Source organism: Pseudarthrobacter sulfonivorans (assembly GCF_001484605.1).
Classification (GTDB): domain Bacteria; phylum Actinomycetota; class Actinomycetes; order Actinomycetales; family Micrococcaceae; genus Arthrobacter; species Arthrobacter sulfonivorans_A.
On record NZ_CP013747.1, the window covers coordinates 2,108,560 to 2,122,036 of the forward strand.

The 13,477-nt window shown below is 63.2% G+C and carries 11 protein-coding genes; 7 read left to right on the forward strand and 4 right to left on the reverse strand.

The genetic code is table 11. The features are described 5' to 3' along the window. Positions 1 to 6: 6 nt before the first annotated feature. From AU252_RS09415 to AU252_RS09425, 3 genes are all read right to left on the reverse strand, one after another. Entirely contained in the window at positions 7 to 1,224 is a 1,218-nt protein-coding gene (locus tag AU252_RS09415; protein ID WP_058930484.1) for a sarcosine oxidase subunit beta family protein, read from the reverse strand. Continuing rightward, positions 1,224 to 2,522, reverse strand: coding sequence for a serine hydroxymethyltransferase (glyA, locus tag AU252_RS09420; RefSeq protein WP_058930485.1), 1,299 nt, complete (start codon positions 2,520 to 2,522; stop codon positions 1,224 to 1,226). The genes AU252_RS09415 and glyA overlap by 1 nt, the downstream gene beginning before the upstream one ends. 168 nt (positions 2,523 to 2,690) lie before the next feature. Continuing rightward, entirely contained in the window at positions 2,691 to 3,368 is a 678-nt protein-coding gene (locus AU252_RS09425; protein WP_058930486.1) for a GntR family transcriptional regulator, read from the reverse strand. Between the two features lie 137 nt (positions 3,369 to 3,505). Here AU252_RS09425 and purU point away from each other — a divergent pair, with 137 nt between their 5' ends. The 4 genes from purU (at position 3,506) to AU252_RS09445 (ending at position 8,596) form a co-directional block, all read left to right on the forward strand. Continuing rightward, positions 3,506 to 4,420 carry a formyltetrahydrofolate deformylase gene (gene purU / locus AU252_RS09430; RefSeq protein WP_083510331.1) on the forward strand — a complete coding sequence of 305 codons (915 nt, stop codon included), beginning with the start codon at positions 3,506 to 3,508 and terminating at the stop codon, positions 4,418 to 4,420. A gap of 54 nt (positions 4,421 to 4,474) precedes the next feature. Next, complete coding sequence (locus AU252_RS09435) at positions 4,475 to 6,967, forward strand: GcvT family protein (RefSeq protein WP_058930487.1); 2,493 nt, start codon at positions 4,475 to 4,477, stop codon at positions 6,965 to 6,967. A 130-nt stretch (positions 6,968 to 7,097) separates the two neighbouring features. Next, positions 7,098 to 7,724 carry a cyclodeaminase/cyclohydrolase family protein gene (locus AU252_RS09440; protein ID WP_058930488.1) on the forward strand — a complete coding sequence of 209 codons (627 nt, stop codon included), beginning with the start codon at positions 7,098 to 7,100 and terminating at the stop codon, positions 7,722 to 7,724. Then, a complete protein-coding gene (locus AU252_RS09445; RefSeq protein ID WP_058930489.1) occupies positions 7,721 to 8,596 on the forward strand; it encodes a bifunctional 5,10-methylenetetrahydrofolate dehydrogenase/5,10-methenyltetrahydrofolate cyclohydrolase in 876 nt (291 codons plus the stop codon). The genes AU252_RS09440 and AU252_RS09445 overlap by 4 nt, the downstream gene beginning before the upstream one ends. 104 nt (positions 8,597 to 8,700) lie before the next feature. On the opposite strand, the gene AU252_RS09450 is transcribed toward AU252_RS09445, so the two are convergent. After that, on the reverse strand, positions 8,701 to 9,351 hold the full coding sequence (locus AU252_RS09450) for a GntR family transcriptional regulator (protein WP_058930490.1): 651 nt from the start codon (positions 9,349 to 9,351) through the stop codon (positions 8,701 to 8,703). A gap of 163 nt (positions 9,352 to 9,514) precedes the next feature. Between AU252_RS09450 and AU252_RS09455 the strand changes: the two genes are divergently transcribed. Genes AU252_RS09455 through folE form a run of 3 tightly spaced genes read left to right on the forward strand, consistent with a single transcriptional unit; the run spans position 9,515 to position 13,329 of the window. Next, a complete protein-coding gene (locus AU252_RS09455; RefSeq protein ID WP_058930491.1) occupies positions 9,515 to 10,390 on the forward strand; it encodes a methylenetetrahydrofolate reductase in 876 nt (291 codons plus the stop codon). Positions 10,391 to 10,402: 12 nt separating this feature from the next. Next, the gene (locus AU252_RS09460) at positions 10,403 to 12,730 is read left to right on the forward strand and encodes an FdhF/YdeP family oxidoreductase (protein WP_058930492.1); all 2,328 of its coding nucleotides are present in this window, start codon (positions 10,403 to 10,405) and stop codon (positions 12,728 to 12,730) included. Then, on the forward strand, positions 12,727 to 13,329 hold the full coding sequence (folE, locus tag AU252_RS09465; RefSeq protein WP_058930493.1) for a GTP cyclohydrolase I FolE: 603 nt from the start codon (positions 12,727 to 12,729) through the stop codon (positions 13,327 to 13,329). Before AU252_RS09460 ends, folE begins: the two co-directional genes overlap by 4 nt. Positions 13,330 to 13,477: the final 148 nt, after the last annotated feature.

Consider the following 13,477-nt stretch of genomic DNA (forward strand, 5'->3'; position numbering starts at 1 on the left):
TCTCTTCTAGTGGGCCACGGCGGCTGCGCCGTGTTCGTCGATCAGGGCACCGGTTTCGAACCGCTCCAGCGCAAACGGCTTGTTCAGTTCGTGCGGCGTTCCCGTGGCGATGGTGTGGGCAAAGGTGAGGCCCGCGGCCGGCGTGCCCTTGAAGCCGCCCGTGCCCCAGCCACAGTTCACGAACATGTTGTCCACCGGAGTGGTGCCCACGATCGGGGAGGCGTCCAGCGTCGTATCAACGATGCCGCCCCAGGTCCTGAGTACGTGCGCACGGGCAAAGATCGGGAAGAGCTCGACGGCGGCCGCCATCTGGTGCTCGATCACATGGAACGAGCCGCGCTGGCCGTAACCGTTGTAGGAGTCCACTCCGGCGCCCATGACCAGCTCGCCCTTGTGTGCCTGGGAAACGTAGACGTGCACGTGGTTGGACATGACCACGGTGGGGTGGACCGGTTCGTGCAGTTCGGAAACCAGCGCCTGCAGCGGGTGGGACTGGATGGGGAGCCGGAAGCCGGCCATTTCGGCCAGGACCGAGCTGTGCCCGGCGGCGCACAGGCCCACCTTTTCGGTGTTGATGGTGCCGCGGTTGGTCTTGACGCCCACCACGCGGTTGCCGTCCTTGACGAAGCCGGTGACTTCGCAGTTCTGGATGATATCCACGCCCAGTTCGTCGCACTTGCGGGCGAAGGCCCAGGCCACGTGGTCATGCTTGGCGATGCCGGCGCGCGGCTGGTACGTGGCGCCCATGACCGGGTAGCGGATGTTGTCGTTGATGTTCAGGATGGGGCAGAGTTCCTTGACCTGCTGCGGGTCCAGCCATTCGGCGTCAACTCCGTTGAGTTTGTTCGCGCCCACGCGCCGCATGCTTTCGCGCACATCACCCAGGGTGTGGGCGAGGTTCATCACGCCGCGCTGGCTGAAGAGGAAGTCGTATTCGAGCTCCTCCGGCAGGACTTCCCAGAGCTTGAGGGCGTGCTCGTAGATAGCCGCGCTCTCGTCCCAGAGGTAGTTGGACCGGATGATGGTGGTGTTGCGGGCCATGTTGCCGCCGGCCAGCCAGCCCTTTTCGAGGACGGCGATGTTGGTCATGCCGTGGTTTTTGGCCAGGAAGTAGGCGGTGGCCAGGCCGTGCCCGCCGCCACCAACGATGACTGCGTCGTAGGAAGGCTTCGGGTCCGGGTTGTGCCAAAGGAATTCCGGGTGCTCCGGAAGCAGATCGGCCATTATGCCACCTCGTTCGCGTCAGAGGAGAGGTTGGGGTAGAGCGGGAACTTTCCGGCCAGGATTTCAACCCGCTGCCGCAGTTCCGCCACAGTCTCGTCGCTGAACTCGCGCTTGAGTGCTGCGGCGATAATGTCCGCTACCTCGGTGAACTCTGCCTTCCCGAACCCACGCGTGGCCAGTGCCGGCGTGCCGATACGAAGACCGGACGAGATCATCGGCGGTCGCGGGTCGAACGGCACGGCGTTGCGGTTGACCGTGATGCCGATCCGGTGCAGGCGGTCTTCGCCCTGCTGGCCGTCCAGTTCCGAATTGCGCAGATCCACCAGGACCAGGTGCACGTCGGTGCCGCCGCTGACGACGGTCACGCCGGCCTCTGCAACGTCGGCAGACAGCATGCGTTCTGCGATGATGCGGGCGCCTTCCAGGGTGCGTTCCTGGCGGTCGCGGAACGCCGGCTCAGCAGCGAGCTTGAACGCCACAGCCTTCGCGGCAATGACGTGCTCCAGCGGGCCACCCTGCTGTCCGGGGAACACCGCGGAGTTGACCTTCTTGGCGATGTCGGCGTCGTTGGTCAGGATCACACCACCGCGCGGGCCGCCAAGGGTCTTGTGGGTGGTGCTCGTGACGATGTGGGCGTGAGGCACGGGGCTGGGGTGAAGCCCTGCGGCCACCAGGCCTGCGAAATGGGCCATGTCCACCATCAGGTAGGCGCCTACCAGGTCCGCAATACGGCGGAATTCGGCGAAGTCAAGCTGCCGGGAGTAGGCGGACCAGCCGGCGACGATCAGCTTCGGCTTGTTCTCAACCGCCAGGCGCTCGACTTCAGCCATGTCAATCAGCATGGTCTCTTCGCCGACTCCGTACGGGACCACTTTGTAGAGCTTGCCGGAGAAGTTGATTCGCATCCCATGCGTCAAGTGGCCACCGTGTGCGAGGTTCAACCCCAGGATGGTGTCACCGGGCTGGATCAGGGCGAACATCGCCGCCGCGTTGGCCTGGGCGCCTGAGTGGGGCTGCACATTGGCGAATTCGGAGCCGAACAATGACTTAAGACGGTCGATGGCCAGCTGCTCGACCACGTCAACGTGTTCGCAGCCGCCGTAGTAGCGCTTGCCAGGGTAGCCTTCGGCGTACTTGTTGGTCAGGACGGATCCCTGCGCCTCCATGACGGCAGTCGGCGCAAAGTTTTCAGAGGCGATCATCTCCAGCGTGCCCTGCTGGCGCAGGAGCTCCTGCTGAACGGCTGCATGGATCGCAGGATCGGTCTCTGCGAGCGTACGGGTCAGAACGTCGACCATCTTTTCTCCTCTGCTATCTAATATCCTGTTGATATATTAGTTTCGTGACTCAAGTATGCTATTCAGCCATGTGGGTGTCAACAGATTTTTCAAGCCGTCCCAGAGGCGCCAGAAGCGCGGCTGGAAGGGCCGCGCTTCTGGTCGAACGTTTGAGAGGTGGGGCTTGGATCAGGTGAAGAGCGCCTTGCGGACGGCATCCTCGAAGCCACTGACGTGGCTCCTCGCCAGGTCAGCGGCCCGTGCCTCATCGCCGTCAATCACTGCGCCGAGCAGGTCCAGGTGCTCATGCACGTGGCGGGAAAGATCGGGAAGGCGATCCAGAACCATGCACCAGATGCGGGTGGCGAGATTGTCGTACCGGATCAGGACGTCCTCAAGGTGGGGATTGGCCGCAGCCGCGTAGATGCCTTGATGGACGCGCGCATCAAGGCGCAGAGTTTCGACGACGGAGGCCGCATGGGTATCGAAGGATTCAACAGCCCGCATCACAGCCCGCAACCGCTCCCGCTGCAGTTCCGTGGCCACCCGGGCAGCACGGGACGCTGCGAGCGGTTCAAGCTGCGTCCGGATTTCTGAAATGAAAGCAAGGTCTGTCACCTCTACTCGGGTGGCAAAGGTGCCCCTGCGCGGATACGAAACCACCAGACGGTCGAGCTCAAGCCGCTTCAAAGCTTCCCGCACTGGAGTCCGCCCCACGCCGAGGTCCCTGGCGAGGTGGTCGTCGTTAAGAAGATCGCCGGGTTTGATGTCAAGCATCAGCAGCCGGTCGCGGATACGCTCGTACGCCACGTCCGCCAACGACTTCTTGACCACATCTGCCGCGATCGCCGACGCTTCAACTGCCATAACCTGGACCCCTTTCCATTCAAGCCAAACAGGCTATTGACCTCGCCCAGTGACCAGTATACGCTGATTCCCAATCCTAATATATCAGTTCCTGATTTGCGAATATATCTATTGGGAAGATACCTAAAGGAGGAGACATGACCCTAGTGGCAACAGACTCATCAACCAGCACGCTGACTCAGAACGACCCCCGCGTGAAGGACAAGGCCCAGAAGTTCGTACTCACACTGTCGTGCGTCGAACGTGCCGGTATTGTCCAAGCGGTCACCACTTTTCTCTTCGAACGTGGCTTCAACATCGACGAGCACCAGCAGTTCGACGACGGGCTCCGCGAGACGCTGCACCTGCGCACCGCATTCTCGGGTTCCCCCGAGTACACGCCGGAACGGCTCCAGGAGGAGTTCAACGCCATTGCCGACCGCTTCGAGATGAAGTTCAGCTTCCATGACCAGACCAAGGAGCGCATCCTGGTCATGGTGTCCAAGTTCGGCCACTGCCTGAATGACCTGATCTTCCGCTGGCGCGGTGGCAGCCTCGGCGGCGACATCGTCCTCGTGGTGTCCAATCATGAAACCCACCGGGCAATGGCCGACGCCGCCGGCCTGCCCTTCGTCTACCTCCCTGTGACCCCCGAGACGAAGGCAGACGCCGAACAGCGCCTGCTGGACCTCGTCGACGAGCACAACATCGACCTCGTTGTGCTCGCCCGGTACATGCAGGTGCTCTCCGATGACCTCTGCCGCTCCCTTGAAGGCCGGGCCATCAACATCCACCACTCCTTCCTTCCTGGCTTCAAGGGAGCGCGCCCGTACCACCAGGCGTACGACCGTGGCGTCAAACTGGTAGGTGCCACTGCCCACTACGTGACTGCTGAACTCGATGAAGGGCCAATCATCGAACAGGAAGTCATCCGGGTGGACCACAGCTACGGTCCCACCACACTGTCAACAGTCGGGCAGGATGCGGAAGCGCTTGCACTGTCCCGCGCCGTGCGGTGGCACTGCGAGCACCGTGTGCTGCTGGACCAAACCAGCACTGTCGTGTTCCGGTAAGCACCACCACCACATCAGCAGAGACAACACACGAAAATCAGCAGGAGAAACCACATGGCTTCGACGCCAAGCATTGTCATTATTGGAGCGGGAATCGTCGGCACGAACCTGGCCGACGAACTGGTCGCGCGGGGTTGGAACAACATCACCGTCCTGGACCAGGGCCCCCTGAATATGCCTGGAGGCTCCACGTCCCACGCCCCGGGCCTCGTTTTCCAGACGAACCCTTCAAAGACCATGGCTGCCTTCGCCAAGTACACGGTTGAGAAGCTCCTGTCCCTGAGCGAGGACGGCGTCAGCTGCTTCAACCAGGTCGGCGGTTTGGAAGTTGCCACCACCGAGACCCGCCTCGCGGACCTGAAGCGGAAGCTCGGCTATGCCGCCGCGTGGGGTATCGACGGCAAGATCCTTTCCCGCGAGGAATGCAAGGAGCTCTACCCGCTCATCAATGAGGAAGACATCTTGGGTGGCCTCCACGTACCCAGCGACGGCCTGGCACACGCCGCCCGCGCAGTCCAGCTGCTCATCAAGCGCACGGAAGCCGCCGGGGTTAAGTACATCGGCAACACCGAGGTCACCGGAATCGAACAGTCCAACCGCCGGGTCACAGGAGTGGAGACCGCTGAAGGCGTCATCCCCGCGGACATCGTGGTTTCCTGCGCCGGCTTCTGGGGCGCGAAGATCGGCGAGATGATCGGGATGTCTGTCCCGCTCCTCCCGCTGGCCCACCAGTACGTCAAGACCACTCCCGTACCGGCACAGCAGGGCAAGAACGAACTGCCCAACGGCGCTTCGCTTCCCATCCTGCGCCACCAGGACCAGGACCTCTACTACCGCGAACACGGCGAGCGCTACGGCATTGGTTCCTACGCGCACCGCCCTATGCCCGTGGATCTTGACGAGCTGGGCAGCTACGAGCCCAGCAGCATCAGCGAACACAATATGCCTTCGCGCCTGGACTTCACCCTGGAGGACTTCCTTCCTGCGTGGGAAGCCACCAAGCAGCTGCTGCCGGCCCTGCGCGAAAGCGAAATCGAGGATGGCTTCAACGGCATCTTCTCCTTCACCCCGGACGGCGGCTCCCTGGTGGGCGAATCGAAGGAAGTGGACGGCTTCTATGTGGCTGAGGCCGTGTGGGTGACCCACTCCGCCGGCATTGCCCGCGCCGTTGCCGAACTGCTGACCACCGGCAAGTCCAGCATTGATCTTGGTGACTGCGATATCCATCGTTTCGAAGACGTCCAGCTGACCCCCGAGTACGTCAGCGAGACGTCCCAGCAGAACTTCGTGGAAATCTATGATGTGCTGCACCCGCTGCAGCCAAAGCTCTCGCCACGCAATCTCCGAGTCAGCCCGTTCCACGCCCGTCACAAGCAGCTGGGCGGCTTCTTCCTGGAGGGCGGCGGATGGGAGCGCCCCTACTGGTTCGAAGCCAACGCCGAACTGCTCAAGGAGATGCCTGACGAATGGCAGCCGCCCGCACGTGACGCCTGGGCCGGGATGTTCAGCTCGCCCATCGCCGCCGCCGAAGCCTGGAAGACCCGCACCGCGGTGGCCATGTACGACATGACCCCGCTCAAGCGCCTTGAGGTTTCCGGCCCCGGAGCCCTGAAGCTGCTGCAGGAGCTGACTACCGCCGACATGACCAAGAAGCCGGGGGCGGTCACCTACACGCTCCTGCTGGACCACGCCGGCGGGATCCGAAGCGACATCACCGTGGCCCGCCTGAGCGAAGACACCTTCCAGCTCGGCGCCAACGGAAACATCGACACCGCTTACTTTGAGCGGGCCGCACGCCACCAGACGGAAAACGGAACCGCCAGCGACTGGGTCCAGGTGCGCGATACCACCGGCGGGACCTGCTGCATCGGCTTGTGGGGACCCCTCGCCCGGGACCTGATCACCACCGTCAGCAGCGACGACTTCTCCAACGACGGCCTGCGCTACTTCCGGGCCAAGAAGGTTGTCATCGGCGGCGTCACCGTCACCGCAATGCGGCTGTCCTACGTCGGCGAGCTGGGCTGGGAACTGTACACCAGCGCGGACAACGGCCAGCGCCTGTGGGACGCACTGTGGAAGGCAGGGCAGCCGTTCGGCGTGATCGCTGCCGGCCGCGCCGCGTTCAGCTCGCTGCGCCTGGAAAAGGGCTACCGCTCGTGGGGCACCGACATGACCACCGAGCACGACCCGCTGGAAGCGGGACTCGGTTTCGCCGTGAAGATGACCAAGGAAAACTTCGTCGGCAAGGCAGCACTGGAAGGCCGGACCGAGGAAAACTCCGCCCGCCGCCTTCGCTGCCTGACGGTCGACGACGGCCGCAGCATCGTGCTGGGCAAGGAACCTGTCTTCTACAAGGACCAGGCAGTTGGCTACGTCACGAGCGCCGCTTATGGCTACACCGTTGCCAAGCCAATTGCCTACGCGTACCTGCCCGCCGCCGTCTCCCTGGGTGACTCGGTTGAAATCGAGTACTTTGGCCGGCGCATCCAGGCCACAGTCACGGCCGATCCACTGTACGACCCCACGATGACCCGGCTCCGCGGCTAACAGCCGCCGGGCCATTCAAGGGCACGCGGCCCGGACTCATTTCCTCGCAACCAGAGTCCGGGCCGCTGCTTTTCCATGGCCCATCCATGCCCAGGCCAGTCGACTAGAGCTTCAGCCCCCAGGAAGACACATGATCAATTCAGAAACAATAAGCGACTACCTTGCCAGGCTTGCCTCGCGCGAACCCACCCCCGGCGGCGGCGCAGCCGCGGCTCTCCACGCCGCCCAGGGGGCGGCGCTTGTCGCCATGGTGGCCAGGTACACCACCGGCACGAAATACGAACAGCACGCCGAACTCGTCGCCAGGATCATCAGCAGCGCCGACGGCCTGGTGGCCCAGGCCCTGCGCCTCGCGGACGCCGACCAGCACGCGTTCCAAGGCGTCATCGATGCCTACAAGCTCCCCGCCGGTACTGACGACCTCAAGGCCGAACGGACAGCATCCATCCAGGACGCGCTCGTCCAGGCGGCGAATACACCGGCACAACTGATCCTGCTTGCCGGCGCCGTCGTGGATCTTGCCACGGAACTGTTCGAGGTGGCCAATGCCAACGTGATCAGTGACGTCGCCGCCGCCGTCGACGCAGCCCGGGCAGCCGCCACCACTGCACGGGTGAACATCGACATCAATGTGGTGGCCATCAAGGACACCGAAGCGCGTTCCCGGCTGGCTGAGCAGACGGACGGCCTTGAGGAAAAGGTCGTCCTGGCAGCCGACTCGCTAGTGAAGCGCGTGCGCGAAAGGATTCTCGGTTGAGCACCACACTCCTCTCTGGACGAAGCCTGGCGAAGCTCATTCAGCAGAAGGCCCACGACGAAGCCCGGAACCTCGAAACTGACGGCGTGCGCCCCACCCTTGCAGTGGTTGTGGCCACCGACGACGGCTCCACGCTCTGGTATGTGCGGTCCATCGAACGGGCTGCAGAAAGCGCGGGCATCAATTGCCGGATCGTGGACCTGGGCCACGACGCAACAGGACAGGTTCTGGCCTCAGTCCTGAAGGACCTCAGCGCCGAGCCATCCGTCAACGGCATCATCCTGCAGACGCCATTGCCTCCCGGCGTTGACGCAGATGCGCTGGTTGGGCACATCGCCCCCGAGAAGGACATCGACGGCGCGAACCCTCTGAGCCTTGGCCGGCTGGCCGTGGGCCAGCCCTCGTTCGCCCCCGCCACTGCACGGGCCGTCACCGAGATCCTGGACCACTTCGACATCCCTGTTGCGGGCCGGAACGTCGTCGTGATTGGACGCTCAGCCGTCGTCGGAAAACCGCTGTCCCTGCTGCTGCTGGAACGCGACGCCACCGTCACCGTCTGCCACTCCAGGTCAGGGGCGCTGGAGAAATACACCAAGGCGGCCGACGTCGTGGTGGTCGCCGCCGGGCGTACCGGCCTGCTGAACGGCGGCCACATTTCCTCCGGGGCTGTTGTGATCGACGTCGGCACCAACGTCCTATCCGACGGATCCCTCGTGGGGGATGTGGACGAAGCCAGCGTCCGGGGCATCGCCGGGGCGCTGACACCCGTTCCGGGTGGCGTCGGCTCAGTCACCACGTCCCTGCTGCTCCTTCACACCACCGAGGCCGCGCGGGAACAGTCGCATGCCTTGGTCCGGGGAACAGCCGTATGACCCACGGCAGGTACCCCTGCTTCGATTAGGCCCAGTTGTTGTCTCCGCGCCCGTGCAGATCCATGCGATCTTCACGGGCGCAAAGGCCGTGTCCTGCCAATGGGCTACAGGACGGCCTTGATGAGGTTCTCAAAGTCCGTCACATGCTTGGTGGTCAGCCGCGCAGCAGCTTCGGAATCCCCTTCCGCGATGCACTCGAGCAGCTCAATGTGCTGGGCAATGTGCTCGGATACCGGAGGAAGTTTCTCCAGCACCAGGCTCCAGATCCGCGTCGCCAGGTTGTCGTACCGGATCAGGACATCCTCAAGATGCCGGCTCCCTGTGGCCCGGTAGATCATCCGGTGTACCCGCATGTCCAGGCGCATCAGGTCCCGCTGGGAGTGCATTACCGGCAGGAGCTCCCCGACTTCCCTGGCAAATTCCTTGATCTCTTGCCGGAGCTGCGGCGATGCCATCCGGGCAGCCCGTGCTGCGGCCGCAGGCTCCAAAAGGTGCCGGATTTCGGAGATTTCAGCCAGATCCGTGATGTCCACCCCTGCGGCGAATGTTCCCCGGCGGGGATACGCCACCACCAGATGGTCGCCCTCAAGGCGCTTCATGGCCTCCCGGATGGGTGTCCTCCCCACTCCGAGCCGCCTGGAAATCACTTCGTCATTCAATGGTTCACCAGGCTTGATGTCCAAAACGATCAGTTCATCACAGAGCACCCTGTAGGCGAAGTCGGCGAAGGACTCGTCCACCTGCCTCGTTGGCATTAAGGACCCCCCAACATCCGAACGTAGTTCTCCACCGCTTACCATTTTCAAGTCTCCTCCCGATGCACGGCTGAGCCTTGACGCGAAGGCCTCCTGTACATAGTATTCCTAGAACTGATATATCAATATCCCATCAAAAAAATGTCAACCCTAACGGAGAGCAATGAGCGCAGAAGCTGTTGCAAGGATACGGCTGGAAGTGGTTCCGTCCGCCGACCTGCTCACACAACTCCCCGCGGCTTTTGACACCACAGGATCCGTCAGCGTGACGTGCCTCCCGCACCACGGGCCTGCACGGACCGTAGAGGCGTCCGTAAGTCTGGCGCGCCTGGGATACCACACCGTTCCCCATCTCGCAGCCCGCAGCATCACGGGTAAGGCAGAACTCCATTCGCTGCTGCTGCAACTGCAGCAGGCCGGTGTCTCGGAGCTGTTTCTCGTTGCCGGTGACCGGCGCACGCCCGCCGGCCCCTATGCCTGGAGCGGAGAACTCCTTGAGGCGGTCAACGCCTATTCACCCGACTTCTCCATAGGCATCGCCGGTTATCCGGAAGGCCACCCGCAGCTTAGCCAGAAGCAACTCAGCAGCAGCCTCGGGGTCAAAGCGCCACTGGCGTCCTCAATGGTCACCCAGATGTGCTTTTCCGCCGAGGCGATCAGCCGGTACCTCCGGACAATCCGCAAAGCCGGCATCGAGCTGCCCGTGTGGGTTGGAGTCCCCGGCCCGGTGTCCATCAGGAAACTGGTCTCCCTGGGAGCACGCCTCGGGGTCGGCCGCTCCCTCAAGCTGGCCCGCGGGACCGGGATGGCGGGAGCCCTCTGGCGACGGGACGACTTCCTGAGCTACGACAGCGGACGCCTGATCCGCGAAGTCCACCAGGAGTTGGCGGGCGATCCCCTCTTTGCCGGGTTCCATGTCTACACCTTCAACGACCTCGGCCGCCTGCCTGGCCTCCTGGATGATCTCCGCGCATTGCAGCCGACCACCACGCTGGCCTCGGGCAACACCTCCATTCCACTGTTTCCTGCCAAGATCTGAAGGGAAGATCACATGGCTTCCAAAGCCCCCAAGCAGAATATCGACGAGTCAAAACTGAGCCTCACGAAGCCCAAAACGACTGCCGTTGGCCTTCCGGCTGTTGCGAACGCGTTGAAAATTTCCCTCGAGCAGATGGGCCCGCTGCGCAGCATCCAGACGCTCTTGGCTGTCAATCAGGTTGACGGCTTTGACTGCATGGGCTGTGCCTGGCCTGAACACGAAAAGCGCAATGCTGCGGAATTCTGCGAGAACGGCGCCAAGGCGGTGGCTGAAGAAGCCACGCGCCGCCGCGTCACGCCTGAATTTTTCGCGAAGCACTCCATTGCGGACCTGAAGACGCGCGACGACTACTGGCTGGGTCAACAGGGCCGGCTGACGCATCCGATGCTCCTCGATGAAGGCGCAACCCACTACAAGCCCATCGCGTGGGACGACGCTTATGAGCTGATCGCCCAGGAGATCAGGGACATGGAGCACCCCGACCAGTCGGTCTTCTACACCTCCGGGCGGACATCGAACGAGGCAGCCTTCGCCTACCAGCTCCTCGTTCGCGGCATCGGGACGAACAATTTGCCCGACTGCTCCAACATGTGCCACGAATCGTCCGGCTCGGCCCTGGTGGAAACCATCGGCATCGGCAAAGGCTCCGTCAGCCTCACCGACCTGGAAACGGCGTCGCTGATTTTCGTGGCGGGGCAGAATCCCGGCACTAACCACCCGCGCATGCTCAGCGCGCTGGAGAAGGCGAAGAAGAACGGCGCCGTCATCATCTCCGTGAATCCGCTTCCCGAGGCCGGGCTCCTGCGGTTCGAGAATCCGCAGAACATTTCCGGAATGGTGGTGGGGACACAACTGACCGACGACTTCCTCCAAATCCGCGCCGGCGGCGATCAGGCCCTCTTCCAGGGGCTTGGCAAATACCTTCTCGAAGCCGAAGCCCAGGGGCGCAAGACCCCCGGCCTCCCCACTGTGCTGGACCATGAGTTCATCAAGGACCACACCGTTGGCATCGACGAATACCTGCGGTACCTCGAAAAGGCGGAATGGGACGACATTGTCGAAGCCACGGGACTGACACTGGAACAGATCAAGTCCACAGGCGAGCGCCTCCTGGCCTCGAGCGCCACGATCGTGTGCTGGGCCATGGGCCTGACCCAGCACAAGCACTCGGTACCCACCCTCCGCGACGTGGTCAACGTCCTGCTTCTCCAAGGCAACATCGGCAAGCCCGGAGCCGGCGTTTGCCCCGTCCGAGGCCACTCCAACGTCCAGGGCGACCGGACCATGGGCATTTTCGAGAAGATGCCGGAGAGCTTCCACGACCGGCTTGACCATGAGTTCCAATTCCTCTCCCCCAGGGCGCATGGCTTCGACACCGTGGCCGCCATCCGCGCCATGCGGGACGGCAAGGTCCGCGTATTCATCGGCATGGGCGGCAACTTCGTGCGGGCAGCCCCCGATTCCGAGGTCACGGAACAGGCTCTAGCCAACACCCGCCTGACGGTGCAGATCTCCACGAAACTGAACCATTCCCACGTATCGACGGGTCGACGTGCGCTGATTCTTCCGACGCTCGGACGTACCGAGAAGGACACCCAGCGCACCGGCGACCAGAGGGTAACAGTGGAGGATTCCATGAGCGCGGTCCATGCCTCCCGCGGACGGCTTAAGCCCGCCAGCGACCACTTGCACTCCGAAGTGGCCATTGTCTGCAACATCGCCCACAAAATCTTCACCGGCAGCGACAACCTCCCGCTGCCCAATACCCCCAAAGCCGACTGGCTCGCCATGAAGGACGACTACTCCATCATCCGGAAACACATCGAAGCGGTCCTCAGCGGCTTCGAGAACTTCGAGGAGCGGATCCAGAACCCTGGAGGGTTCGTCCTTCCCCACCCGCCCCGGGACGCCAGGAAGTTCGATACCGCTTCGGGCAAGGCCCACTTCACAGGCAACGAACTGGAATTCATCAGGGTCCCCGCGGGACGGCTCGTCCTCCAAACCCTGCGCTCCCATGACCAGTACAACACCACCATCTACGGCAAGGATGATCGCTACCGCGGCATCCACGGCGGGCGCCGCGTCGTCCTGATCAACGCCGACGACATTACTGAGCTGGGGTTCACGGACGGGGACATGGTCCATCTCATCTCCGAATTCCAAGGGACCGAACGACGGGCCGAAAACTTCCGCATCGTTTCATACTCGACGCCCAAGGGTTGCGCGGCGGCCTACTACCCGGAAACCAACGTCCTCGTGCCACTCGACTCCGTAGCCGACACCAGCGGCACGCCGACCTCCAAGTCCGTTATCGTGCGGCTTGAGCGGGCCGAAGCGTGAGCTCCGTCCTGACGACGGAAGCGACCGTCACCCAGGGTGTGGACGGGCCAAGGGTGGAACGGGCTGTCCGCGAATACCTCCTGGCCATCGGGGAGGACCCCGAAAGGCCGGGACTGGTGGACACCCCGGCCCGTGTAGCCCGCGCCGCCGCGGAGATGTTCGGCGGGCTCCATGAGGATCCCCTTGCCGTCCTTGACAGGACCTTCGACCTCGGCCACGGTGAAATGGTCATCGTTAAGGACATCCCGTTCTATTCCACCTGCGAACATCACTTGGTGCCGTTCCATGGCGTGGCGCACGTAGGTTACATCCCGTCCGCTGAGGGACTCGTGACCGGCCTCAGCAAGCTTGCCAGGCTGGTGGACGTCTTTGCGCGTAGGCCGCAGGTCCAGGAGAGGCTAACCACGCAGGTGGTGGACGCGCTGGTTACGTCGCTGCGGCCTTTGGGTGCAATTGTGGTGATCGAGTGCGAGCACCTGTGCATGTCAATGCGGGGCGTCCGCAAGCCCGGGGCCAAGACCATCACGTCCGCAGTCCGCGGTGAACTGCGCCTTCCGGCCGCCCGGGCCGAAGCGCTGAGCCTCATCCACGGCCGATGAGAATTCTCTGGACATGCCCCCCGGGGCTGCCAGCCGCCACAGGTCAATGCCACTCAACACAGACACCATCAAGGGAGAACCAATGTCTGATGTCACTCAGGCCCAGGCCGATGCCGTCCGGGGCGCGGCCGTCCAGCGTTAGGCAGGA

Bases quoted from the DNA above. Each gene is read 5' to 3' on its own strand.
- AU252_RS09450 (WP_058930490.1), bottom strand. From the start codon at position 9,351: ATGCCAACGAGGCAGGTGGACGAGTCCTTCGCCGACTTCGCCTACAGG.
- AU252_RS09440 (WP_058930488.1), top strand. From the start codon at position 7,098: ATGATCAATTCAGAAACAATAAGCGACTACCTTGCCAGGCTTGCCTCG.
- glyA (WP_058930485.1), bottom strand. From the start codon at position 2,522: ATGGTCGACGTTCTGACCCGTACGCTCGCAGAGACCGATCCTGCGATC.
- AU252_RS09415 (WP_058930484.1), bottom strand. From the start codon at position 1,224: ATGGCCGATCTGCTTCCGGAGCACCCGGAATTCCTTTGGCACAACCCG.
- AU252_RS09435 (WP_058930487.1), top strand. From the start codon at position 4,475: ATGGCTTCGACGCCAAGCATTGTCATTATTGGAGCGGGAATCGTCGGC.
- purU (WP_083510331.1), top strand. From the start codon at position 3,506: ATGACCCTAGTGGCAACAGACTCATCAACCAGCACGCTGACTCAGAAC.
- AU252_RS09455 (WP_058930491.1), top strand. From the start codon at position 9,515: ATGAGCGCAGAAGCTGTTGCAAGGATACGGCTGGAAGTGGTTCCGTCC.
- AU252_RS09425 (WP_058930486.1), bottom strand. From the start codon at position 3,368: ATGGCAGTTGAAGCGTCGGCGATCGCGGCAGATGTGGTCAAGAAGTCG.
- AU252_RS09460 (WP_058930492.1), top strand. From the start codon at position 10,403: ATGGCTTCCAAAGCCCCCAAGCAGAATATCGACGAGTCAAAACTGAGC.